The sequence below is a fragment of the Veillonella sp. VA139 genome (genome assembly GCF_003992005.1).
Lineage (GTDB): Bacteria > Bacillota > Negativicutes > Veillonellales > Veillonellaceae > F0422.
The window spans coordinates 1-24,635 of the sequence record NZ_RQVL01000010.1 but is presented as its reverse complement, the minus strand read 5'-3'; the positions used below and the strand labels follow the sequence as shown (position 1 = coordinate 24,635).

Annotated in this window: 19 protein-coding genes; 17 read left to right on the top strand and 2 right to left on the bottom strand. The window is 39.5% G+C overall.

Annotation, left to right across the window (positions count from 1 at the left end; all coding sequences use genetic code 11):
• Positions 1-111: 111 nt before the first annotated feature.
• Together EO125_RS04940 and EO125_RS04935 are read left to right on the top strand one after the other, a co-directional pair.
• On the top strand, positions 112-399 hold the full coding sequence (locus tag EO125_RS04940) for a hypothetical protein (RefSeq protein WP_127147932.1): 288 nt from the start codon (positions 112-114) through the stop codon (positions 397-399).
• 37 nt (positions 400-436) lie between these two features.
• Positions 437-943, top strand: coding sequence for a hypothetical protein (locus tag EO125_RS04935; protein ID WP_127147931.1), 507 nt, complete (start codon positions 437-439; stop codon positions 941-943).
• Positions 944-1,081: 138 nt separating this feature from the next.
• On the opposite strand, the gene EO125_RS04930 is transcribed toward EO125_RS04935, so the two are convergent.
• Positions 1,082-1,630 carry a gamma carbonic anhydrase family protein gene (locus EO125_RS04930; RefSeq protein WP_126940236.1) on the bottom strand — a complete coding sequence of 183 codons (549 nt, stop codon included), beginning with the start codon at positions 1,628-1,630 and terminating at the stop codon, positions 1,082-1,084.
• A gap of 203 nt (positions 1,631-1,833) precedes the next feature.
• Positions 1,834-2,772 (bottom strand): nitronate monooxygenase, encoded by a 939-nt coding sequence (locus EO125_RS04925; protein WP_127147930.1) that lies wholly within the window; start codon positions 2,770-2,772, stop codon positions 1,834-1,836.
• Between the two features lie 352 nt (positions 2,773-3,124).
• Between EO125_RS04925 and EO125_RS04920 the strand changes: the two genes are divergently transcribed.
• From EO125_RS04920 to tyrS, 15 genes are all read left to right on the top strand, one after another.
• Positions 3,125-3,679, top strand: a complete 555-nt coding sequence (locus tag EO125_RS04920) for a LemA family protein (protein ID WP_127147929.1) — start codon at positions 3,125-3,127, stop codon at positions 3,677-3,679.
• Positions 3,680-3,737: 58 nt separating this feature from the next.
• Entirely contained in the window at positions 3,738-4,508 is a 771-nt protein-coding gene (locus EO125_RS09830) for a YgcG family protein (RefSeq protein WP_164726440.1), read from the top strand.
• A 190-nt stretch (positions 4,509-4,698) separates the two neighbouring features.
• Entirely contained in the window at positions 4,699-4,836 is a 138-nt protein-coding gene (locus tag EO125_RS04910; RefSeq protein WP_009354175.1) for a rubredoxin, read from the top strand.
• 177 nt (positions 4,837-5,013) lie between these two features.
• A complete protein-coding gene (locus EO125_RS04905; protein WP_127147928.1) occupies positions 5,014-5,526 on the top strand; it encodes a DUF177 domain-containing protein in 513 nt (170 codons plus the stop codon).
• A 32-nt stretch (positions 5,527-5,558) separates the two neighbouring features.
• Positions 5,559-5,738, top strand: a complete 180-nt coding sequence (rpmF, locus tag EO125_RS04900; protein WP_009354192.1) for a 50S ribosomal protein L32 — start codon at positions 5,559-5,561, stop codon at positions 5,736-5,738.
• A gap of 130 nt (positions 5,739-5,868) precedes the next feature.
• The gene (locus EO125_RS04895; protein WP_127147927.1) at positions 5,869-7,155 is read left to right on the top strand and encodes a manganese-dependent inorganic pyrophosphatase; all 1,287 of its coding nucleotides are present in this window, start codon (positions 5,869-5,871) and stop codon (positions 7,153-7,155) included.
• Between the two features lie 64 nt (positions 7,156-7,219).
• Complete coding sequence (gene pcrA, locus EO125_RS04890) at positions 7,220-9,403, top strand: DNA helicase PcrA (RefSeq protein WP_127147926.1); 2,184 nt, start codon at positions 7,220-7,222, stop codon at positions 9,401-9,403.
• A gap of 12 nt (positions 9,404-9,415) precedes the next feature.
• Positions 9,416-11,404: an NAD-dependent DNA ligase LigA gene (gene ligA, locus EO125_RS04885; RefSeq protein WP_127147925.1), complete on the top strand. Its 1,989-nt coding sequence runs from the start codon at positions 9,416-9,418 to the stop codon at positions 11,402-11,404.
• Positions 11,405-11,472: 68 nt separating this feature from the next.
• Positions 11,473-11,925: a PaaI family thioesterase gene (locus tag EO125_RS04880; protein WP_127068763.1), complete on the top strand. Its 453-nt coding sequence runs from the start codon at positions 11,473-11,475 to the stop codon at positions 11,923-11,925.
• Between the two features lie 17 nt (positions 11,926-11,942).
• Complete coding sequence (gene pheS / locus EO125_RS04875) at positions 11,943-12,965, top strand: phenylalanine--tRNA ligase subunit alpha (RefSeq protein WP_127147924.1); 1,023 nt, start codon at positions 11,943-11,945, stop codon at positions 12,963-12,965.
• Positions 12,966-12,974: 9 nt separating this feature from the next.
• The gene (gene pheT / locus EO125_RS04870; protein ID WP_127147923.1) at positions 12,975-15,419 is read left to right on the top strand and encodes a phenylalanine--tRNA ligase subunit beta; all 2,445 of its coding nucleotides are present in this window, start codon (positions 12,975-12,977) and stop codon (positions 15,417-15,419) included.
• Positions 15,420-15,492: 73 nt separating this feature from the next.
• Complete coding sequence (locus tag EO125_RS04865; RefSeq protein ID WP_127147922.1) at positions 15,493-17,946, top strand: DUF3656 domain-containing protein; 2,454 nt, start codon at positions 15,493-15,495, stop codon at positions 17,944-17,946.
• Positions 17,946-20,324: an endonuclease MutS2 gene (locus EO125_RS04860; protein ID WP_127147921.1), complete on the top strand. Its 2,379-nt coding sequence runs from the start codon at positions 17,946-17,948 to the stop codon at positions 20,322-20,324. Before EO125_RS04865 ends, EO125_RS04860 begins: the two co-directional genes overlap by 1 nt.
• Positions 20,325-20,474: 150 nt before the next feature.
• Complete coding sequence (locus EO125_RS04855; RefSeq protein WP_127147920.1) at positions 20,475-22,577, top strand: penicillin-binding protein 1A; 2,103 nt, start codon at positions 20,475-20,477, stop codon at positions 22,575-22,577.
• Positions 22,578-22,591: 14 nt separating this feature from the next.
• Positions 22,592-23,800, top strand: coding sequence for a tyrosine--tRNA ligase (tyrS, locus tag EO125_RS04850; protein WP_127147919.1), 1,209 nt, complete (start codon positions 22,592-22,594; stop codon positions 23,798-23,800).
• Positions 23,801-24,635 lie beyond the last annotated feature (835 nt).

Below are 24,635 nucleotides of genomic sequence, written 5' to 3'. Positions count from 1 at the left end.
CCGTTTTTGCATTTTAATAAAGGACAAAATAAATCATATGTTGACTAGGGGGGGACATTTGATAATATAAGGGTAATTGTTATATCTGATTTTATATACAGGGGGAAAACTATGGGAAATGTTTTTATTACTTTTGCTGTTGTAGTGGCAATAATTGAAGGTTTAATTAGAACTTTTTCTAAAAATGTAACGGGAAGCTTTAGATATCTGTTCTATATATTAACTACATTATGTATTATTTTTATTCCTAATGAGTCACCTACCTATACAGACTCTTTTGGACATACTTTTGCAAGAGCTTTGGGAGTGTTGATTTTTTATTTCGTGATTTCAGGCGTTGGTACTGCTATTGCATGGGGGATTGCAAAACTATTGGGTATAGCAAAAAAGAGAGGTTAATATAAAAAAAATAATGCTGATACTAGTGCTTGTTTTTATGTCAAGTTTGTCATATGCTCAAAATTGGACATATGTTGGAATTGATAAAGAAGGAAATAGTTATTATGTAAATTCAAGTAGCATTAAGGTTAATGAGTCATATGGGGGAAATTCAGTTACAAATATTAGTGCAGAAATAAAGTTAGATAATAAAAATAATTCAGAAAGTTATATTATCAGCAGAGTTCGTTTTTATGAAACTGGTTGGGAAGAATTAGAAAGCTTATATGTTTATCATAGAGGAACTGGTAAAGTAATCCAACGAGAAGATTATTATGATGGACCGAAAGAACAAATGGACCCTAATTCAATAGATTACAAAATATCAAACAACTTATTTGCTCAATATAAGGAAAGAGTAAAGAAGGAGAAAGAGGAAATGAAGAAAAAAGCTAATGAATATAAACATCCAAAGCCAACTTTTATAGGAGAGTTTGTTGCAGGTTTATTTTTTAGTATAATCGGGTTTTTGTTCTATTTGTATAAAAGAAAAAATAGTAAGTAAAATAATGTTTACACATTTATGTTCTTAAATTTTTATAGACTCAAAAAAATAGTTAATAAATAAAACAGAGGAAAGTTGATGGGTTGATATCAACTTTCCTCTGTTTTCTTTTTAATTAAAATTTAGAATTGTATTGCATTACACGATAGTTTGGCTAGGATCCCATACCTCGCCGTCAGCATCTGGCAAGAATCCGTATTCTTTTGTCCACAATGTTTTGTATTTTACAGCTTGGTTGTGGATTTTTTCAATCATTTTTTCGTCAGTGCGGATGACTTTTGCAGGGCTACCTACCACAAGGGAGTAGGGTGGGATTTCTGTGCCTTCTAAGACGAGTGCGCCTGCGCCGATGATGGAGCCACGGCCGATATGACAACGACTAAGAACGATGGCTCCCATGCCTACTAATACGTGGTCCTCTAGGGTAGAGGCGTGGATGATAGCGCTGTGACCAATGGTAACGAAGTCACCAAGGATACAAGCGTGATCGTCGTCTACGTGAAGTACAGAATTGTCTTGTACATTGGAGTAGCGACCTACAACGATTTTATTGACGTCTCCACGAGCAGATACATTTTGCCATACAGAGGCATATTCTTTTAATTCTACATCGCCAGCTAGTTCAGCACCTGGCATAGCGTGACTTTTTGGATCTAATTTTGGATACTTTCCTTTAAATGGTAGCATAGTAACCTCCTAGATGTAGCTGTAAATAACTACAATATATGTAACGTATCTTCAGCAATAACAGGATATTAGTTCAAGAAATAATTTGTATCGATTAGCATAAAAGAAAAACAGGAATGCTATAGAAATATATTGGAACTTATGATATCTAATGAACTATCTTCGTTTACTGACTAATTTATAAATTTGTAGATATATTTGGTTTAGATAAATTGTTGTGCCTTCTTAATAGCCTCTTTAGCCTCAGCTACTACGGATTCTACGATAGTTTTCGCTGGTTCTACTTGTGTTAAGCGGTTCAGACCTTGACCAACTTGCACAACGCCGTTCACAGTGTCCCCGTCAACAGCAGCTTTTTTATTAGTGCCAATAGCCATAGCTGTCAAATCGCTTTTTGGAGCACAGCTGTATTCAGCTTCTAAATAACGGGCCGTAAATTCACTTTTTAGACCACGTACACCATGGTTGAAAGTAAGACCTGTTACAGTAGAATCAGTGTCGGTAGCATTGATGATGGCATCTTTACAATTTTGATGCATTTTACATTCTTCTGCCAAAATGAAACGAGATCCCATTTGCACACCAGAAGCGCCCATAGTAAGACCGGCAGCGAGTCCACGACCATCAACGATACCGCCAGCGATGACCACAGGGATATCAACTTCTGGTACAACGTTTTCCAACAATGCCATTGTGGTTTGTGTACCGATGTGACCGCCCGCCTCTTGGCCTTCAATGATGATGGCATCTGCTCCAGCTGCTGCTACCCGTTTAGCTAATTTTACATTTGGTACCACAGGGATGATTTTGATGCCTGCGGCATGTAGTGGTTCGATGAAAGGAACTGGATTGCCTGCACCTAAGGTAACGAAAGCAGGTTTCTCTTCTACGATAACAGCTAAGATATCATCTAAGTTTGGTGCCATTAACATTAAGTTTACACCAAATGGTTTATCTGTTAAAGATTTACATTGGCGGATTTCTTGGCGAACCCATTCTGTGTCACGACCACCCGTAGCGATAATGCCAGTAGCTCCTGCGTTGGCAACGGCAGCTGCTAAGGTATGCTCAGATGTCCAAGCCATAGCACCTTGAATGATAGGATAGTGAATGCCTAATAATTCTGTTAACTTAGTTTTCATAATACCTCCTATATAGAGTAGTGACTCATCCTTCTGAATCACTGGGACTTTCAACATGCTTTCATTATAGCCTAATGGAATGAAAAAATATAGTTGCTATAAAAGAAGTCTAAAACAATGTATAATATAAGTAATCTTATTATTAAATTATATCTGTGAAAGTTTGTGATAGGTTATTCTTGATAGGTGTAGAATTAATAGAAATGTAATTTTGTAAACACTCGGTATGAACCTAAGTATACACATAAGGATAGACATAAAATAGCGATATCTCGTATAGGGATACATCAATTAAATAACTTATGGTGATGCAGGTACATACATTAGGAGTACAAGTTGTAAAGGAGGACTTATGAAAAAGTCATGGTTAATTGGTTTAGGTATTGTAGGTATTCTTTTAATTTGGATATTTAGTTCCTACAATGGATTAGTACAAACGGAAGAACAAGTGAATGGGCAATGGGCACAAGTGCAAACACAATTACAACGCCGCTCTGATTTAATCCCGAACTTAGTGAATACGGTGAAAGGCTATGCGACCCATGAAAAAGAAACCATCCAAGCGGTAGCAGATGCACGTGCTAAATTAGGCGGTGCCAAGACAGTAGAAGAAACAGCAAAAGCAAATCAAGAGTTGAGTAGCGCCTTAAGTCGTTTGCTAGTGGTAGTAGAAAATTATCCTAACTTAAAAGCAGATGCAAATTTCAGAGCTTTACAAGATGAATTAGCGGGTACTGAAAATCGTATTGCGGTGGCACGTAAAGATTATAATGGCAGTGTACAAGCCTACAACATGAAGATTCGTACCTTGCCTACATCCTTAATTGCTAGTCCTATGGGCTTTCAAGTAAAACCATATTTTGAAGCAGACCAAGGGGCGCAAAGTGCACCGAAAGTACAGTTCTAATGTTGCTATGGAATAGAATAGGATGAGGAAGTAAAGGAATAAGAAAGGTGGGAGGCTGATGAAAAAATACGCATGGTCTGCTTATATCAGCTGTGCAGTGGTCGCCATATGGATGTGTCTGGCGAGTCTATCTGTGTTTGCTTTAGATGTGCCTAATCCCCCTAAAAATGGATATGTCTTAGATCAAACACAGACCCTGACAAAAGAAGAAATCAATTCGATGAATCGCATGGGCTTGGAACTGCAAAAGAAAACGAAAGCGCAAATAGCTGTTTTATTGGTTCCCACATTGGACGGAGAGGATGTAACAGACTATGCAAATCGTGTGTTTCGGTCCTGGGGTGTTGGACAGAAAGACACCAATAATGGCATATTGTTCTTAGTGGCATTGAAAGATAAGCAAATGCGCATCGAGATTGGCTATGGCCTAGAAGGTGCTATTAATGATGCGAAAGCAGGTCAAATCTTAGATGACTATACGATCCCACATTTTAAACAAGGGCATATAGGTAAGGGTGTAGTCAATACCTATGCTGTATTAGTTGGTGAAACCGCTAAAGAATATGGGGTTACCATTGATGGTAGTCAAACATATACAGATAAGAATGTAGTGGAGCTAAGCCCCTTTGAAATGCTATTAATTGGTGGCGGCATTTTGTTATTGCTAATCCTTGATTTCACAGTGTTTGGAGGGTCTATTACACAATCCTTGTTGTGGATCCTTGCTTCAGGACGAGGAGGCGGTGGATCTGGTCGTTCTGGCGGTGGTGGATTCGGAGGGTTTGGTGGCGGTGCCTCTGGTGGTGGCGGTGCCAGTCGACGCTGGTGATACATAGGCATTCGTTGATGGGATTCACCATGTTGTACCACTTATTTGCTATGCGTAGTTTGCAAATAGGTATACAAAAATAACATAGAAAATGATTGAGAATATATTGAAAGTTTTCGATTGTAGTGGTATACTGTTTACAGATGAAGTATCTGAGACAAATCTTTTAGTACGAAAGGTGGTGCACATAATGGATAAAAAATACGTTTGCGTAGTATGCGGTTGGGTTTACGACGAAGCTGTTGAAGGCGTTAAATTCGAAGATCAACCAGCTGATTACCTTTGCCCAGTTTGTGGGGTTGGTAAAGACCAATTCGAAGAAATGTAATTAATTTTCAATAAATTAATCCACATACATAAGGGCTCTCCATAAGGAGAGCTCTTTTTCACATGAGAGTTGAGTGCTATGTCTTGTATGAGTTTTATGAAAACTTAACAACATATAGGGGCTAGCATTTGACAAAGATAGTATAGGTAGCTATAATAGTATAGTCGAGGTAAAATTATGAAACTGCAAGTAGAGCAAGCAAAAGAACAGATTGGACGTATTGTCCCTTTTCTATGTACGACATCAGGTAATGATCTTGGTGACGTATCTGCTTTTCCTTGGAGCCGTCATGATATAACCATTAGTGGTGAGCTTCGTTATGATGGTCAACATTATGTGGTGAATGGTACCATAACAACAAATGGACAATATGAGTGCTCAAGATGCTTAACCGATACTAATTATACCCATACTGTTCCATTTGAAGAGATTTTTGGTGTTACACATTCCAACAATGGAGACGATGATATCATTTCTTTCGATGGGGAAGAAATTGATTTAACGGAGACCATTCGGGAAACATTAATCATCAATGAGCCCTCTCAAGTGTTATGTCAGGATGATTGCAAAGGATTGTGTGTTCAGTGTGGAGCAGATCAAAATGTTTCACCATGCTCTTGTGAATCCTTTGTAGTAGATCCTCGATTAGCAGTGCTAAGAACATTGCTGAAGGAAGAAAATGATGATTAATGCCTAGTGATTATGTTAAGGAGGTGCAGATAATGGCAGTACCAAAGCGTAGACTTTCCAAATGCCGTCGCGATCGTCGTCGTGCTAATTGGAAATTAGAAGTACCTGGTTATGTAGCTTGTCCACAATGTCACGAACCAATGATGCCGCATCGCGTTTGCCCAACATGTGGTTCTTACAAAGGAGAACAAGTAGTTTCTAAAAATGCGTAATAGGAACGAATGAGAAGACCTTGTAAACTGTTGTTTATGGGGTCTTTTTTGCATGCATTTTATGGCTGATTATGGTATAATAAAGAAACATTGATATATAACTCAAGTGATGATTATAAGAGGTGACATTATGTTAAGAGATACAATTTTAGTAACAGGGCATAAGAGTCCAGATACGGATTCTATTTGTTCTGCAATTTCTTATGCAAATTTAAAAAATCAAATGGGCTTTTCAGCACAACCAATTTGTGCAGGTCAAGCCAATAAAGAAACATCTTTTGCGTTAAAGTATTTTGGCTTTGAACATCCAGAAATCGTAACTTCTTTTGCTGTAACAGTAGAAGATGTTTTAGAAACAATTCCCGCAGTTGATGCAAAAGCAACGTTACAAGATGTGTTAGCATGGCGTAAACAATATGAAATGAACCGCATTCCAGTGGTAGAAAATGGTACTGCCTATGTAGGTACGATTACGGCACAACGCTTAATTGATGCTTTAGAAGCTGCCATGGGTGGTAACTCTGGTGTAACAGCTGGTGAGATTTGTACAAAAACTTCTTGCCAAGTGATTAGCAAAGAAACAAAATTACGTGACTTCAAAGCGAATTCCCACATCGGTGGCTATCCAGTAGTAGACAATGGTACATACTTAGGTATCATTCGTTCTAATGTGGAAGCGCCAAAACAAAAAACTAAAGTAGTGTTGGTAGACCACAATGAAAAAGTACAAATTATCGATGATATTGAAGAAGCAGAATTAATCGAAAATATCGATCATCATCGTATTGGTGGTTTGGTAACAGACAATCCTATTTTCATTCATTATGAAACTGTAGGATGTACTTGTACAATTCTTGCTAATTTATACTGGCAATATAGCCAAGAGATTCCTAAAAATATTGCTGGTTTGATGCTGTCTGCCATCATTTCCGATACAGTATTATTCCGTTCTCCTACTTGCACTGAAAAAGATAAAGAAACAGCGAGAAAATTAGCAACTATTGCTGGTGTTAACTTAGAAGAATATGGTATGGATTTATTGAAAGCTGGTTCTGATGTATCTGATTATTCCGATGAAAAAATCGTGCGTACAGATTTAAAAGAATTTGAAGCGAATGGTAAAATTATCAGTATTGGTCAAATCCAAGTGATGGATACAACAGATATTTTGGGTCGTAAAGGATGCTTGTTAAAAGCTATGGAAACATTGCGCAGTGCTAATAACTATAGCGCATCCTATTTGATGATTACCAATATCTTAACAGAAGCAACAAACTTAATCTTTGTTGGAGATGCGAATGATGTGGTAGCAGCCGCATTTAATGCACAACCTGTGGACAATGAAGTATATTTAGAACATACATTATCCCGTAAAAAACAAGTAGTACCACCAATCGTGGGTGCTATGAAAGGCTAATTTATCATAGGGGGTGCGTTGTAGTGAAACACAGCGCACCCTTGTTATATGCAAGAGAGGTATTATGATATTTGACGGTTTAAATAAAGAGCAACAAGAGGCAGTATACGCAACTGAAGGGCCTCTTCTTATATTGGCTGGCGCTGGATCAGGTAAAACACGAGTGTTAACATATCGTATCGCCTATTTGTTGACACAAGGGGTAAGCCCCTATGAAATTTTAGCCATTACATTTACCAATAAAGCGGCTAAAGAAATGAAAGAACGTGTGGAAACCTTAGTAGGGGATACAGCACACCGTATTTGGCTTAGTACATTCCATTCTTTTTGTGCTAAATTTTTGCGTTTTGAACTAGATTCCTTCATGGGATACAGTAAAAACTTTTCCATCTACGATTCTAGTGATTCTCAAGCAGTGATTAAACAAGCAATTAAAGCACTAAATTTAGATGATAAGTACTATCCTGTGGGCGCCATGCAAGCACAGATTAGCGATGCAAAAAATAGAATGAAATTAGCTAAGGATTTCCGCAGTGAAGCTCGTGATTTTTATTCACAACAAGTGTCTAAGGTGTACGATTATTATGAAGCCGAATTGCGAAAAAATAACGCCTTAGATTTTGATGATTTATTGCTAGTAGCTGTTAAATTATTACAAGAAAATCCAACGGTACTAGAAAAGCACAGTCATCGTTTCCGTTATATTATGATCGATGAGTATCAAGATACAAACCATGCACAGTATACATTGGCGTCTTTATTAGCTTCTAAATGGAATAATTTATGCGTTGTAGGTGATGTGGATCAAAGTATCTATGCTTGGCGTGGTGCTGATATTCAAAATATCTTGGATTTTGAAAAAGATTACCCTAACGCAAAATTGATCAAGCTAGAACAAAATTATCGATCTACAAAAACCATATTAGAAGCTGCGAATGCTGTTATTGATTATAATGAAGGTCGTCCTGAAAAAGTCTTGTGGACAGATAAAGGTGATGGAGCAAAAATCCGTCATTTTGAAGCCCAGTCGGAGCAAGAAGAAGGAGCTTTCATAGGAGATACCATCAAAAAACAAAAGGAAATTCACAATCGTAGTTATGGAGATATGGCTATTTTATATCGTACTAATGCACAGTCTCGTGTGCTAGAAGAATCCATGATTAAACGGGGTATTCCTTATACAATGGTAGGAGGCACCAAGTTCTATGATCGTAAAGAAATCAAAGATATTTTGGCGTACTTGCGTATTTTAATCAATCCATTTGATGATATCTGCTTACAACGTATTATTAATGTACCAAAACGTAGTATTGGATTAACTACAGTAGGAAAGTTGCAAGATTTTGCAAGAGAAACAAATAATTCTTTATTTATGACATTAAGTCAATTGAATCAAATTCCTACGATAAAAGGTAAAACGAAAGAAAAGTTAGAAGGTTTTATGGGTTTAATTTTTACCTTAGTTAACGAGGCTACAGAGCTTTCCGTACAAGGTATTATTGAGGCCGTATTAGATCGGACTGGATATGTAGTAGAGTTGGAAAATAGTACAGACCCACAAGACCAAGCGCGATTGGAAAATATTGGTGAGTTGGTATCGGTAGCCAAAGAGTTTATGGATACAAATCCAGAAGGCACACTGCAAGACTTTCTTGAGCAAGTGGCGTTAGTGAATGATGTAGATTCCTTTGAACAAGAGGAATCCAAAGTGACCTTAATGACGTTGCATGCTGCAAAGGGACTAGAGTTCCCCGTGGTATTCTTAGCTGGTTTAGAAGAAGGATTATTCCCTCATAGCCGTACGTTGATGAATCCAGAAGAAGTGGAAGAAGAGCGTCGTATTGCCTATGTAGGGATTACTCGAGCGGAAGAAGAGTTATATGTATCGAATGCCACAACACGGACTGTATTTGGTAAAACTACTGGGTATTTACCATCTCGTTTCTTAAAAGAAATTCCCAGTGAGCTTGTAGAAGAAGTACGTCAAAAACGAACTGTGAAGGAAGAATTACAACGAAATGTACCATTCCATCAATCTGTAGCGAATCGACCTGTTACAAAACCTATGATTCGTAATCCACAGGTAGTAGATTGGACTGTGGGAGATACTGCTATTCATGCTAAATGGGGTGAAGGAACGGTAGTGGATGTAGTCGGTGAAGGAGCCAATGTAAAATTAAAAATTGAGTTCCCTATGCAAGGATTACGACAAATTATGGCTAAGTTTGCTCCTATACGAAAAAAATAAGGAAATCACACAATGAGTATTCAAGAAGACATTCAACAATTACAAAAAGAATTAGCCCATCACGGGTATTTATATTATGTAAAAGATGCGCCAGTTATTTCAGACTATGACTATGATGTACTATATCGAAAATTAGTAGAGTTAGAAACAGCACATCCAGAGTATATTGTACCGACCTCTCCTACGCAACGTGTGGGATCCAAGGTGGAAGGTAGCTTTGAAAAAGTAGTGCATGGACAACGAATGCTGAGCTTAAGTAATGTATTTAATGATGCTGAAGTAGAACAATTTGACGGGCGCTGTCAAAAGGAACTGGGGCATGCACCGAAGTATGTAGTGGAATTAAAGATTGATGGTTTAGCGGTTAATTTGCATTATGAAAATGGGCTCTTTGTACGTGCTGTCACACGTGGCGACGGTCGTGTAGGAGAAGATGTAACAGCGAATGTAAAAACTATACAATCCATACCTTTAGTGATTGAAAATGCCCCACCTTTCATTGAAATTAGAGGAGAGGCCTACATGCCTCACAAGGAGTTTACTCGCATCAATGAAGAACGAGAAGAAGCAGGCTTGCAAACGTTTGTGAACCCTCGGAATGCCGCAGCAGGCTCTTTGCGACAACAAGATCCAGCTATTACAGCAAGTCGTAATCTAGATTTCTTTGCCTATGCGATTGGTTCATCAGAAGGATCTAACATACATACACAACAGGAATTATTAGAGCAACTCGAAGCTTTTAAATTTCATGTCAATCCTCACTATAAAGTGTGCCATTCTATCGCAGAGGTGGTGGAACACATTCATTACTGGGACGTAGAACGTCATCAGTTACCATATGATACAGATGGGATGGTCATCAAAGTGAATGATTTTGAAGACCAAGAAACCTTGGGCACCACAGCGAAGGATCCCAAATGGGCGACCGCATTCAAGTATCCACCAGAAGAAGTGGAAACGATTGTGAAGGACATTACAATCAATGTAGGTCGTACAGGTGTGCTCACGCCAACGGCAGAATTAGAATCTGTGTTCGTGTCTGGCACGAATGTATCACGGGCTACGTTGCACAATGAAGACTTTATTAAAGAAAAAGACATTCGTATCGGAGATACGGTACGTATTCATAAAGCCGCAGAAATTATTCCAGAGGTCATTTCTGTGGTGGTAGATAAGCGACAATCAGATTCTGTACCTTACGAAATGCCGAATGCTTGCCCAGTTTGTGAATCTCCTACGGTGCGCCGTGAAGGGGAAGTAGCCATCTATTGTAGTAATGAACATTGCCCAGCAGTAGAGAAGGAAGGTATCATTCACTTTGCCTCCCGTGATGCCATGAACATTGATGGATTAGGTCCTAGTATTGTGGAAGCGTTAGTGACGAACCATCGCATTGAAACAGTGGTAGATTTATACCATTTGAAAGAAGAGGATATTACATCCTTAGAGCGAATGGGGAAAAAGTCTGCCCAAAACTTACTAAAAGCGATTGACGATTCTAAAGAACGTGGCTTAGGTCGAGTGTTATTTGGACTGGGTATACGTTTAATTGGGGCGAAAGCAGGGCAAACCATTGCAAAATACTTTACTTCCATTGATAGCTTGATGAATGCCACCATAGATGAGTTAACTAGCATTGATGAAATAGGTCCTACTATGGCGAAAAGTTTGGTAGAATATTTTGGAAACGAACGAAATCGTCAATTGATTGAAGGATTACGTCATGCGGGCGTACGCTTAGAAGAGGAAGTACAAGAAACCGTAGGCAATGAACTAGAAGGACAGATCATTGTATTGACTGGTAAGCTCACTTCCATGGGTCGTTCTGAAGCAGGGGCAATCTTAGAAGCGCATGGAGCGAAGGTAACAGGGTCTGTCAGTAAAAAAACTACCTTGGTCATCGCTGGTGAGGATGCCGGTAGTAAATTAACAAAAGCAGAACAATTGGGTATCCCTGTGATGGATGAGCAAGGATTATTGGATTTAATCAAGGATTTCTAAGCAGGTCTATTGATAATGAGGTAGTCTTTCCTCTATAATAAAAAGATGAGCTTAGAAAGGTTAACTATATGGAACATAGAACATTATTAGAATACTTTCAAGAGCATACAAGTTCACATCCTTTTGAGGTGTTACATCATGTCACACTTAAGAATGTGTCACCAGGACATGTGGAACTAGACTTTCACAGTGAAGAAGCATTGCACAGTAATCCGCGAGGCGATGTGTACGGAGGTGTACATCTGAGTTTGTCAGATTATCTCATGGGATTGGCTTGTATTACACTAGGAAAGCAAGTGACAACGGCGCAAATTAATGGTAATTTTGTAAAATCATTGCCGAAAAATGCAAGAATCCGTGGTGTATCCAATGTGGAACACAAAGGTCAAAGTACGATGGTTACATCCTGTCGTTTATATAATGATATGGGAGAACTTGTCTATATGGGAAGTGGGACCTTTATGGTTCTTGACGATTTGGTATTACCTGAATTACCATGGTCGTTGTTAGATGAAGAATAGTTGGAGGATAGGAATCAATGAAAGAACAATTGCAAGCATTGCAAGAGAAGGCAATCGCCCAAATTCAAGGGGCTGCGAACTTGCAGGAATTACAAGATATTCGTGTTACCTATTTAGGTAAAAAGGGAGAAGTTACGTCCTTATTAAAAGGACTGGGGAAATTATCTCCAGAAGAGCGTCCTGCTATGGGGGCCTTGGTGAATACAGTGCGTGTAGCGTTGGAAGAAGCCTTAGATGCAGTACAACAACAAATGGAAGCTGCTGTACTTACAGCTAAATTAGAAAAAGAAACCATTGATATTACATTGCCAGGTCGTCCTGTTCGTAAAGGCCATTTACATCCATTAACAAAAATCAATGGAGAAATTGAACAATTTTTTGTGTCTATGGGCTATGCTGTAGAAGAAGGTCCTGAAATTGAGTCAGACTATTTTAACTTTGAATGCTTGAATTTAGCTGCAGATCATCCAGCTCGTGATATGCAAGATTCTTTCTATATTACCGATTCCGTATTGCTTCGTACCCATACATCTCCAGTACAAGCTAGAACATTACAACGTAGTGAAACAAATGCACCTATCCGCATGATCGCACCGGGAAAAGTATATCGTTGGGACTATGATGCCACACATTCTCCAGTATTCCATCAAGTAGAGGGACTTGTTATTGATAAAAATATTACCTTCTCTGACTTGAAAGGAACATTGGAATTATTCTTGAAATACATGTTTGGTGAAGATACAGCTGTACGTTTCCGTACAAGTTTCTTCCCTTTCACAGAACCAAGTGCAGAAGTAGATATTTCTTGTTGTATGTGCCACGGTGAAGGATGCCGTGTATGTTCCCATACAGGGTGGTTAGAAATTCTTGGTTGTGGTATGGTCCATCCCAATGTATTGAAGCTGAATGGTTACGATCCAAATGAAGTGCAAGGGTTTGCCTTTGGTATGGGCGTAGAACGTATTGCAATGTTGAAATATGGTATTAATGATTTACGTTTATTCTATGAAAATGATAAACGTTTCTTAACGCAATTCTAGGAGGTTATCGTGAAAGCTAGTTTACAATGGATGAAAGACTATGTATCTGTGAATTTTGGCGAGAACCCTCAAGAGTTTGCAGATGCCTTAACACAAGCAGGTATTCCAGTAGAAGAAGTAATCAACTGTGATACAGGTATTAAAAAAATATACACAGGAAAAATCGTAGAAATTACGAAACATCCTGATGCAGATAAATTACAAGTATGCCAAGTGGAATGCTTAACAGAAGAAGGGGAGCCTGTGACGAAACAAATCGTAACAGCGGCAACCAATGTGGCAGTGGGACAAATCGTTCCTGTAGCGTACCATAAATCTCGTTTAGCAGATGGCACAGAAATTAAAAAAGGTAAACTTCGTGGAGAAGTGTCGGAAGGCATGTTCTGCTCTGTGGCTGAGTTCGGCTTATCCACAGATGTAGTATTGCCAGAAGAAGCGACAGGTATTTACATTTTCCCTGAAGACACAGCTATTGGACAAGATGTAAAAGAAGTACTAGGTCTTAACGATGTAGTCTATGAATTTGAGTTGACGCCAAACCGTGCAGATTGTTTCTCCATGGTTGGTTTAAGCCGTGAATTTGCCGTATTAGATAAAACAGAAGCTACATTCCCAGAGGTAACCGTCCAAGAAGAGGGACCATCTATTGAAGGTCGTTTGAATATTTCTATTGCTGATACAGAGTTATGCTCTCGTTTCATGGGACGTTTGATTGAAAACGTAACAGTTCAAAAATCTCCATTATGGCTACAAAATCGTTTGCGTAATTGTGGTATTCGTCCTATCAATAATGTGGTGGACGTAACGAATTATGTGATGTTAGAATTAGGTCAACCAATGCATGCTTACGACTATGATCATCTTCATGGACATAGTTTAGTGGCTCGTAAAGCAACAGCAGGCGAAGTGATTCAAACCTTAGATAGCAATGATCGTACATTAACAGATACTATGCTTGTTATCGCTGATGCTACTCGTCCTGTAGGGGTTGCTGGTGTCATGGGTGGTGCGGATAGTGAAGTATCCACTGAAACAACAACAGTAGTGTTAGAAGCTGCTGTATTCAATGGTGCCTCTATTCGCCGTACATCTCGTGCATTAGGTTTACGCTCTGAAGCATCTGGCCGTTTTGAACGTGGTGTGAATAGCGAAGTGACACCACTAGCGTTAGAGCGGGCAGCACAATTGTTGTTGGATATTACACCAGGTGCTGTAGTAGCAAAAGGTGTGATTGATGTATATGCAGCGCCAAAAGAAGTGCGTACAGTGTCTTTCACAAGCGCAGCTGTGAATTCGTATTTAGGTACTAATATTGCAGAAGAAGAGATGATTACTATCCTAACAACTTTATCCTTCGCCGTGAAAGTTGATGGTGAGGCATTAGTGGCTACTATTCCATCTTGGCGTGATGATGTAACAGGCATGCCAGATATTGCAGAAGAAGTAGCACGCATTCACAACTATGATAATATTGCACCTACTACGCCATTGGCACGAATCCAAACGGGAACAGTATCTCCTATGCATGCATTAGTACATGATGTAAAACATGCTTTGGCTGAAGCTGGTTTAGATGAAATTATTACTTTTAGTTTCATGCATAAAGATAGTTTACAAGATTTGTTAATTCCTGAAACAGATAGAAGACATCAAACGATTCCTATTCTGAACCCAATTTCCGAAGAGTTCCCGGTGATGCGTACTACTTTGGTACCTAGCGTCTTAGAAACAGCAAAACGAAATGTAGCTCATAAGAATTTAGATTTAGCCGTTTTTGAAGTAGCTGCCGTGTACGAACCTAAGGCATTGCCGCTTACAGAATTGCCAAACGAACGCATGATGGCAGCAGGGGTTATCCTAGGCAAATGGGATCGCCAAGAATGGAATGTACCGGTTAGAAATGTAGACTTCTATGATCTAAAAGGTATTATTGAATCTGTATTAGTAAATCTTGGTGTTGAAAATTATGCAATTAGTAGAAGTAAAGAGTATTATTTACATCCAGGTGTGAGTGCTAGTATCTCCGTAGAGGGTGTTGAAATTGTACGCTTTGGTGAACTACATCCACAAGTAGCAAGTCATTATGACATTAGTGGTAAAGCATATTTATTTGAAATGGATTTAGAAGCATTGTTACAAGTGAACCGCAAAGGAATTTCTTTTACAGCAATTTCTAAATTCCCTGGCACAAGTCGTGACTTGGCCATTGTGGCACCAAACACAGTACAAGCGGGTGACATCTTGGCAGTGATGGAACAAGAAGGTGGCGAATATCTTGAAAGTGTTCGTATCTTTGACGTATACGAAGGGGAACATATTCAAGAAGGTTATCGTAGCTTGGCGTATACCGTGTCTTTCCGTTCTCATGAAGGTACATTAGTAGATGCTGATATTGAAGATAGAATCCAAGCGATGTTAGCAAAATTAGCAGACAAAGGTTGCACTTTACGATAATACGTAAATCCTACGGGATGTAACAATCGGTCATCTCTCTTTTGGGATGACCGATTTATTATAAGGAGTTATGATGGAATTATTAGCCCCAGCAGGGACAATGGAAAACTTCATGGCAGCCCTTGAAGCAGGGGCTGATGCCATTTATTTAGGCGGTAAGGTCTTTAATGCGCGCTCTCATGCAGGCAATTTTGAATATGATGAGTTGCGAGAGGCCTTACGTTTAGCACATATTCTACAGGTTGGTATCTATGTAACGGTGAATATTTTAGTAGGGGACCGTGAAAGCAAAGCCTTAGCAGAGCATCTACGTGAGTTAGAACGTATTGGTGTAGATGGCATTATTGTACAAGATTTAGGGGTTGCTAGGATGGCTCGACAAGTGGCGCCTACCTTAGAGCTTCATGGTAGTACACAAATGACAGCTACTAACTTGGAGACTGTACAATTTTTAGAACGATTGGGGTTTACTCGAGTTGTCTTATCTAGAGAATTGAGTTTAGATGAAATTCGGCATATTTGTAAACATGCAAAGGCGGAAATAGAAGTCTTTATTCATGGTGCTCTTTGTATTTCCTACTCTGGACAATGTTTGATGAGTAGCTTTATCGGTGGTCGTAGTGGGAACCGTGGATCTTGTGCCCAACCATGCCGCTTGCCATACCAATTGGTTACCGTAGATGGTGAACAAATTACTCATGACAAAGAAACTTATATCATGAGCCCTAAGGATTTAAATTATAGTGCGTATATGAAAGAGCTCATCGAAGCTGGTGTAGCCTCTTTCAAAATAGAAGGTCGTATGAAAAAGGTATCCTATGTGCATGAAGTCATCGGCACGTATCGGACCATTATTGATAGATCTGGACAAGCCACAGAGGCAGATTTTGCTCGCTTAGAAGAAGGATTTAATCGAGGATTCTCTACGGCTTATTTAGAAAATAATGGTTCTAAATCAATGATGACTATTAGTGCTCCTAATCATTTAGGAAAATATTTAGGAGAAGGGCAGGTCAAAGGACGTACGCTAGTCTTGCGTACTAAGGAGGCTGTGGCGGAAGGCGACTTACTGAAACTTATCGCCCATACGGGAGATGTGCACTATATTACGGTTTCCTCAGATATGACATACCACCATGATGTATACAAGATACCTCTCACTGAACGTATGGAATCTGGCAAGGTCTATCGTGCCAGCCAAGGAGGATACACCAAACAACGGGGCTTAAAAGATTTTACTCGCAAATACAAGTCCTATATGTTCTTACATGGCGAAGAAGGTAGGACTGTGTCATTAACGATGATGTTAGAGTCTGGTCAAACGGTAACAGTCACTGATGAATATGTATTACAAATGGCTAATCACAAGCCTACTTCTGTGGAGAAAATTACGGAACAATTAGGTCGTTTAGGAAATACTTTATTTGAGTTAGATCATGTGACGGTTCCCGAAGGTTCTTTCATGTGGCCTAGCAGTGTCTTAAATAGTCTTCGTAGACATGCTGTAGAGGCTATGGAAGAATTGCTAATAGAACAATACGAGGCATCATGGGAAGCACGTAAAGCAAACTTGCCCACAGGGATGGAATTATTAGGAGACATGACAAAAACAGTAGGACAGGTGTTAGGATTTACACAGGCGCATATCCTAGAATCTAATACAAAACAATTAGAAATCTTAGTGGATTCCTTAGAAGGCCTGCAGCAGGCTGTGATGACGCCAGTAGACCGTATTGTATTTGGCGATCCATTACACAGAATCCCAGTGGCATATCCTGTCTATCAAGAAGCTGTACAAATGTGTCGTGAGGCTAACAAAGAAATTATATTTAGCACCCCAAGGGTGATTAAGGATAATGAAAGTACAGCCTTTAGGGATATGGTAACCCATATGGTACAAGCCAATCCAGATGGGATTCGAGTACATTTCTTGGGCGCTTTAGAAGTATTACATCAACTGGGATATACAGGAATTGTGGAAGGTGATACAGGATTGCAAACCTTTAACTCTCACACCTTAGGCATACTGAATGACTTAGGATTTAGTACTGTCAATGTGTCCTTAGAGGCTACCTTGTATCAAATGAATACGATGGCAAGTAAAAATATTATGCCTATTGGAGCTATTGTGCAGGGCCGTGTAGAATTGATGATTTCTGAGTATTGTCCTATCAGCAGTTTTGCCGGTACAGGTTATAAACGAGGTTGTCCATTAGTGTGTACGAAACAAGACTATGCTTTACAGGATAGAAAGGGTGAACTATTTGCTATTTATACAGATCCATTCTGTCGTACCCATATTATGAATAGCCGTGAGTTAGATATGAAAAGCTATATCGATGACTTACGACGTTCTGGATTACAACGTCTAGTCCTTGACGGAAGACAACGAAGTCCTAAATGGATTGCTAACGAGGTAAGTATGTATCGTCAATTACTAGAAGGGACTGTGAAAGCACCGAGCAAAGAAGGAGCTACTCATATCACACGAGGACACTTTTTTAAAGGAATTTTAGGGGAATCATAATGAATAGTGAACAAGTCTTAGACTTTCAACATATACGGCAAAAGCTGGCAGATGTGTGTTCCTCTGCCATAGCTAAAGAATATGCACTGAATTTGCAACCTATGCACAACCGTCAAAAAATTGAAGATGCCCTAGATGAAACTGTGGAAGCTATGCGCTCCTTAGAGCAAGAAGTGGAGCAACCCATCAGTGGCACGAAAGATATTCGTACAACTTGTACGAAAAGTCGTAAAGAAATTATTTTGACTCGTGAAGAGCTTTGGGACTTGCATACCACTATCTTGGCATATAATCGGATGCATCGGTTTTTTAAAGAAAAATATTTGCTCTATCCATTACTATCTTTATGGGTACAGGATTTGCCTAGTCACGATAAGCTGACCAAGCGCTTTGAACGAACTTTTGATGCCTACGGTATATTATTAGATAGTGCTACACCGAAACTACAACAGTTGCGTATGACCATGAGCCGCACCAAAAATGCTATCAAAAATGACCTACAAAGAATATTGCAGGACAAGGACAATCAAAAATACTTCCAAGAAGCTATCGTTACTATGCGTAATAATCGTTACGTGATTCCTGTTAAACAAGAATATCGAGGAGCATTTCCTGGTCTTATCCATGATAGATCAGCTACAGGTGCCACATTATATATTGAACCTATGCGATTGGTAGACTTAAATAATGAATTACAGGAAACTACCTTGGCAGAGGAACAGGAAGTACTGCGCATTTATAAAGAATTAACGGAACTCGTGCGAGCTCATGCAGATACATTATTAGATGCATGTAAACGTGTATCCCATGTGGAATTTGTCTATGGAAAAGCAGAATTAGCCATACGGATGAAAGCCGCCCGTGCCATCATCAGTCAAGGTCGAGAAGTGAATTTACTACAAGCCCGTCATCCTATGCTAGCTCCGAATGTGGTAGTTCCTACTACCATCACTTTAGGGACGAAGTATCGTATTTTGTTGATTACAGGTTCCAATACAGGTGGTAAAACAGTGTCTCTAAAAACATTGGGATTGTTGGCATTAATGAACCAAAGTGGATTATGTATTCCAGCTGACAGCGGATCTACATTACCAATCTTTCACCATATCTATGCAGATATTGGAGATGAACAAAGCATTGAAGCCAGCTTGAGTACATTCTCTGCCCATATGTCACAGGTAATACGGATACTGAAAAAGGTAGGACCAAATGATTTAGTATTACTAGATGAATTAGGTTCTGGTACGGATCCAGAAGAAGGAAGTGCCTTAGGGATTGCAATCATTGAATACTTCCGTAAAAAAGGAGCACTCATGATGGTGAGCACGCATTATAATGAGTTGAAAACCTATGCGTATCAAACGGAAGGCGTCGAAAATGGTCATGTAGAGTTTGATGAAAGAACATTACGTCCTACGTACCGTTTACATATTGGTGTAGCAGGTAGTTCACATGCACTTAGCATTGCAGCACGCTTAGGATTACCGCAAGAAGTGGTGGACTTAGCACGCAAACAGTGGGAACTGAATGGACGCAGTGCTATGGAAGATATGCTTCGTGAGTTAAATCAAGAACTTAGAAAAACGCAAGAGCGAGAACGAGCTTTGAAAAAGGAACAAGAAGAAGTGCGCCGTATGCGCACTCAAGTGATGCGTGATAAAAAAGCGTTGCAAGATAAGAAAAAGATCATCTTAGAAAAAGCTCGCGAAGAAGCACAAAATATGAAACGATCAGTTCGTATTGAAAGTGAACAAATCATTAAAGAGTTAAAAGGTTCTTTCAATGAAGCGGATAAACAAAAACGTCAGGATGCCATATCTAAAGCTAGAAAAGGCGTATCCAATGTGGCGGTTCCTACAGGTGTGATAGAAAAACGAGATTCTTTAGATGTGACTAAGGTAAAAGTGGGAGATGTTGTGTTCCTAGATAATTTACAATCGTTGGGCACTATATTGGCTATTCAAGGAAAACGGATTCAAGTCGATATGAATGGACTGACAGTGACTGTGAAAGAAAAAGACCTATTAGCCGCCACCCGTGAAGAAGCTAGTGCCTTATTGCGCAAAGAAAATCCTACACCTATGTCCAATCGTCAACGGAAACGGTCAGGGATGGCTGTGGTTCGCCAGCAACAAGCCTCTACAGAGCTCAATATTATTGGTAAAACTGTAGATGAAGCCGTTGTAGAAGTAGGTCGATTTATTGACCAAGCTATCTTGGCAGGGCTGAACTCTGTTCGTATTGTCCATGGCAAAGGAACGGGAGCTTTGCGTGCGGGTGTTCACGATTATTTACGAACCTTGCCAGGTATACAAAGCTATGACCTAGCTAGTTTAGATGAAGGTGGGGCAGGTGCGACCACAGTGTTGTTGAAATAACGAACCCTATACGGTTTTGTTTTGAATACTTTCATATTTTCTAAATTGTGGTGATATACTAGGAAGATAATTGGATTTGTACAAAAATCTGCAAATAGAGTATAATTAAGTAAGTTCTATCGGAAATAATGAGCTTTAGAGAGGTGACATATGAATCCTAGTTCATCAAGACCCGTTCCTCCTCGGAGACGAGTTGTGAAAAAGAAACCAGTGAAGAAGAAATCATCATGGAAGCGTTCCTTTTGGTTGTTTTTCATCTTATTTATATTGATTGTAGCAGGAGCAGGCTGTGGCTTTTTAGGGGCTACTATGTCTTCCCTGCCGGATGTGGGCAATGTAAAGCCTGCCGCATCATCCCAAATTTATGACGCCAATAATGAATTGATAACTACCGTTCATTCAGAAGAAAATCGTGTGCCAGTAAAATTGGCCACAATTCCAAAGAATCTACAAAATGCATTTATAGCGACGGAAGATAATCGGTTCTACAGTCATCATGGAATTGACCCTATTGGTATCTTGCGTGCTGTGTGGGTTAATATCGTTCACGATGGTGTGGCGGAAGGTGGTTCTACCATTACTCAGCAATTAGCTAGAAATGCTTTCCTAACGCAAGATCGTACTTTCAAACGAAAGATTATGGAAGCCTTGTTGGCTTTACGTATTGAACAACGCTATACTAAAGATGAAATCCTAGAAATGTATATGAACCAAATTTACTTTGGTCAAGGGGCGTATGGTGTGCAAACTGCATCTCATGTGTATTTTGGTAAGGATGTACAAGATTTATCGTTATCGCAAATGGCGATTTTAGCGGGTTTACCACAAAGTCCTAACTATTATTCTCCATTTAATAATCTGAAAGCAGCGAAAGCTCGACAAGCCGTTGTATTGGGGCAGATGGTAAAATATGATTACTTGTCCCAAGCTGATGCAGAAGAGGCGAAACAAGCAGATATCCACTTGTTGGATAAGCCTCAATCCTCTAATGGATATGGAAGTATGGGATATTTCGTTAACTATGTCATCAATGAAGTATCGGAACGCTATGGAGACAATGCTATCTACAAGGAAGGTATGAAAATCTATACCACTATTGATATGAAAGCACAACGTGCGGCAGAAAAAGCGATGGAAAACTTACCAGATTATTACACGGATGAAAATGGGCTACGTCAGCCTCAAGGGGCATTGATTTCAATCAATCCTCACAATGGTCATATCGTAGCCATGGTAGGTGGTCGTGGTACAGATTCTTTCAACCGTGCCACCATGGCGGTGCGTCAACCAGGTTCGGCCTTTAAACCATTTGTATATTTGGCCGCCTTAAAACATGGGGATAACCCAGGTACCATCTATGTGGATAAGCCGTCAGAGTTCCATGGATGGAAACCGCAAAACTATTCCCGTAAACACTACGGTGCCATGACAATGCATAATGCTGTGGCTCATTCCAACAACATAGTAGCTGTATTGGCTGCAGATAAAGTGGGTATGTCCAACGTGCTAGACTTAGCAGAAAAAATGGGTATTACCACATTGGATAAAAAAGGTGATAATAACTTAGCTGTAGCCTTAGGTGGTTTGACCAATGGGGTTACACCGATAGATATGGCAGTAGCCTATGGTGTACTTGCTAATAATGGTGTGAAAGTAAAACCTGTATCAATTACAAAAATCGTTGATCGCAATGGAAATATTGTAGAAGAAGAGTCCTTGGACGAAACTCGTGTTGTGGAACCAAAATATGCGTATATGATGACAAATATGTTGGAATCTGTTATTAAATACGGTACAGGTGGAAACGCGTACTTTGGTCGACCAGCAGCAGGGAAAACTGGTACTACCGATGAAGAAAAGGATGCTTGGTTTGCAGGATATACACCTGATTTAGTGACAGTGGTTTGGATGGGTGACGACAGTGGTTCTGAAACATTACATGGCACTACAGGCAGTCAAACACCAGCGATTATCTGGAGACAATATATGCAAGCAGCTTTGGCTGATACACCTGCGTCTAATTTCACGGTGCCAGACGGAGTAGGACCAGAGGCATATGCAGGTAATACAAACCCAGCTACAGATAAGAAAAAAGATGACAAAGATAAAAAAGATAAAGATAAGAAAGATGGAGAAGGAGATTTAGATAACGATGATGGTACAACATCAAATGATGAGAGTCCTTCTAAATCAAAAAGTAATAAAGGGAAAGACCCCGTTATTACTCCTAAATCCTCTAAAAGTTCACAGTAATATAGGAGATAATTATGATTAGTGCAGCAGAACAGTTTCGCCTCATTTCCTATGGGGTAGCTGATCTTTTACCGGAAGATGAATTTAAAAAGAAATTAGAGAAGGCTGTAGCAACCAATACGCCATTGATTATTAAATTGGGCTTGGATCCAACAGCACCAGATATCCATTTAGGTCATACTGTTGTGTTGCGCAAGCTAAAACTGTTCCAAGATTTTGGTCATAAAGTCATCATCTTAATTGGTGATTTTACAGCTCGTATTGGTGACCCTACGGGTAAAAGTGTAACACGTCCACCGTTGACGGAAGAACAAGTCATTACGAATGCAAAAACATACCAAGAGCAAATTTTCAAAGTCTTAGACGCAGAAAAAACAGAAGTTCGTTTCAATAGCGAATGGTTGAGTAAATTAGATTTTGCTGATGTTTTGAAATTAGCGTCTAAATATACTGTAGCTCGTATGTTAGAACGTGATGATTTTCATAAACGATACACAGAAGGTCGACCAATTAGCATTCATGAGTTTATGTATCCATTGATGCAAGGGTATGATTCTATTGCTTTGAAAGCTGATGTGGAATTTGGTGGTACTGACCAAACTTTCAATTTGTTGATGGGTCGTCATCTACAAGGCGAAGAAGGTATGCCAGAACAAACGATCATCACGATGCCGATTTTAGAAGGTCTTGATGGGATTCAAAAAATGAGTAAATCCCTTGGCAACTACATTGGTATTAGCGAGGCACCTTCTGAAATGTATGGTAAAGCTATGTCGATTCCAGATGAGTTAATGATGCGTTACTTTATGTTGGTAACAGACATGAGTATTGAAGAACAAGAACAATTGAGCAAAGATTTAGAGTCTGGTGCAGCACATCCAAGAGATGTTAAAATGAAATTGGCACATACCATTGTTCGTTTATACCATGGTGAAGAAGCTGCTAACTTTGGTCAAGATGAGTTTATTCGTGTGTTCCAAAAACATGCGATGCCAACAGATATTCCTGAATATAAAGTGGCTATTACAGCAGAACCTGTTTTCGTGCCACAATTATTATCTGATGCAGGATTAACAGCAAGTAATGGGGAAGCGAGGCGATCTATTAAAGCGGGAGCTTTTAAAATCGATGGTGAAAAATGCAATGAAGAGCATATCATTTTGAAAGATGGGATGGTATTGCAAGTTGGGAAACGGAAATTCATCAAAATCGTCTCTTGCTAGTCTATGTAGCCTGTGGCGATTTAACTGAATATGATAAAGGGAAGAGCACCACATATTCCTTCTCAAACTGATACAGTGGTTAGGTTTGTTCAGGAACATGTGGTGCTCTTCTTGCGTTTGTGTGAGTTAGGTAGTAAGGACCGCCACAAGGCTACTACGTCTAAATGCGTTCCTCTGGGGTTTTAGAGCACCACATATTCCTTCTCAAACTGATATAGTGGTTAGGTTTGTTCAGGAACATGTGGTGCTCTTCTTGTGTTTGTATGAGTTAGATAGTAAGGGACCGCCACAAGGCTACTACAACTAACTGCGTTCCTCTAGGATTGTTAGAGCACCACATATTCCTTCTCAAACTGATACAGTGGTTAGGTTTGTTCAGGAACATGTGGTGCTCTTCTTGGGTTTGTGTGAGTTAGGTAGTAAGGACCGCCACAAGGCTACTACGTCTAACTGCGTTCCTCTGGGATTGATAGAGCACCACATATTCCTTCTCAAACTGATACAGTGGTTAGGTTTGTTCAGGAACATGTAGTGCTCTTCTTGCGTTTGTGTGAGTTAGACAGTAAGGGGGCGCCACAAGGCTACTACGTCTAACTGCGTTCCTCTGTGGAGAAGCGTGTGGTTCGACTCCCACCTAGTCAATCTATTCTTAGCACCCGTATAGGGTGCTTTTTTATTTGTACTATACTAATTATGGTATATCATTTATAAGATGGTTGAATGCGCATTTAACCTTAACTTATCCTATTATATGGAGTGGTACTGTCAAGAATTTTGTGTAAACTCTTTAAGAAATAAATGCTCTAAGCAATTAAATGGATGAAAGTAAGTGAGC

What these genes read in the sequence shown, in the direction of transcription:
- EO125_RS04940 (WP_127147932.1), top strand. Translation starts at nt 112, where the DNA reads ATGGGAAATGTTTTTATTACTTTTGCTGTTGTAGTGGCAATAATTGAA.
- EO125_RS04935 (WP_127147931.1), top strand. Translation starts at nt 437, where the DNA reads ATGTCAAGTTTGTCATATGCTCAAAATTGGACATATGTTGGAATTGAT.
- EO125_RS04930 (WP_126940236.1), bottom strand. Translation starts at nt 1,630, where the DNA reads ATGCTACCATTTAAAGGAAAGTATCCAAAATTAGATCCAAAAAGTCAC.
- EO125_RS04925 (WP_127147930.1), bottom strand. Translation starts at nt 2,772, where the DNA reads ATGAAAACTAAGTTAACAGAATTATTAGGCATTCACTATCCTATCATT.
- EO125_RS04920 (WP_127147929.1), top strand. Translation starts at nt 3,125, where the DNA reads ATGAAAAAGTCATGGTTAATTGGTTTAGGTATTGTAGGTATTCTTTTA.
- EO125_RS09830 (WP_164726440.1), top strand. Translation starts at nt 3,738, where the DNA reads ATGAAAAAATACGCATGGTCTGCTTATATCAGCTGTGCAGTGGTCGCC.
- EO125_RS04910 (WP_009354175.1), top strand. Translation starts at nt 4,699, where the DNA reads ATGGATAAAAAATACGTTTGCGTAGTATGCGGTTGGGTTTACGACGAA.
- EO125_RS04905 (WP_127147928.1), top strand. Translation starts at nt 5,014, where the DNA reads ATGAAACTGCAAGTAGAGCAAGCAAAAGAACAGATTGGACGTATTGTC.
- rpmF (WP_009354192.1), top strand. Translation starts at nt 5,559, where the DNA reads ATGGCAGTACCAAAGCGTAGACTTTCCAAATGCCGTCGCGATCGTCGT.
- EO125_RS04895 (WP_127147927.1), top strand. Translation starts at nt 5,869, where the DNA reads ATGTTAAGAGATACAATTTTAGTAACAGGGCATAAGAGTCCAGATACG.
- pcrA (WP_127147926.1), top strand. Translation starts at nt 7,220, where the DNA reads ATGATATTTGACGGTTTAAATAAAGAGCAACAAGAGGCAGTATACGCA.
- ligA (WP_127147925.1), top strand. Translation starts at nt 9,416, where the DNA reads ATGAGTATTCAAGAAGACATTCAACAATTACAAAAAGAATTAGCCCAT.
- EO125_RS04880 (WP_127068763.1), top strand. Translation starts at nt 11,473, where the DNA reads ATGGAACATAGAACATTATTAGAATACTTTCAAGAGCATACAAGTTCA.
- pheS (WP_127147924.1), top strand. Translation starts at nt 11,943, where the DNA reads ATGAAAGAACAATTGCAAGCATTGCAAGAGAAGGCAATCGCCCAAATT.
- EO125_RS04865 (WP_127147922.1), top strand. Translation starts at nt 15,493, where the DNA reads ATGGAATTATTAGCCCCAGCAGGGACAATGGAAAACTTCATGGCAGCC.
- EO125_RS04860 (WP_127147921.1), top strand. Translation starts at nt 17,946, where the DNA reads ATGAATAGTGAACAAGTCTTAGACTTTCAACATATACGGCAAAAGCTG.
- EO125_RS04855 (WP_127147920.1), top strand. Translation starts at nt 20,475, where the DNA reads ATGAATCCTAGTTCATCAAGACCCGTTCCTCCTCGGAGACGAGTTGTG.
- tyrS (WP_127147919.1), top strand. Translation starts at nt 22,592, where the DNA reads ATGATTAGTGCAGCAGAACAGTTTCGCCTCATTTCCTATGGGGTAGCT.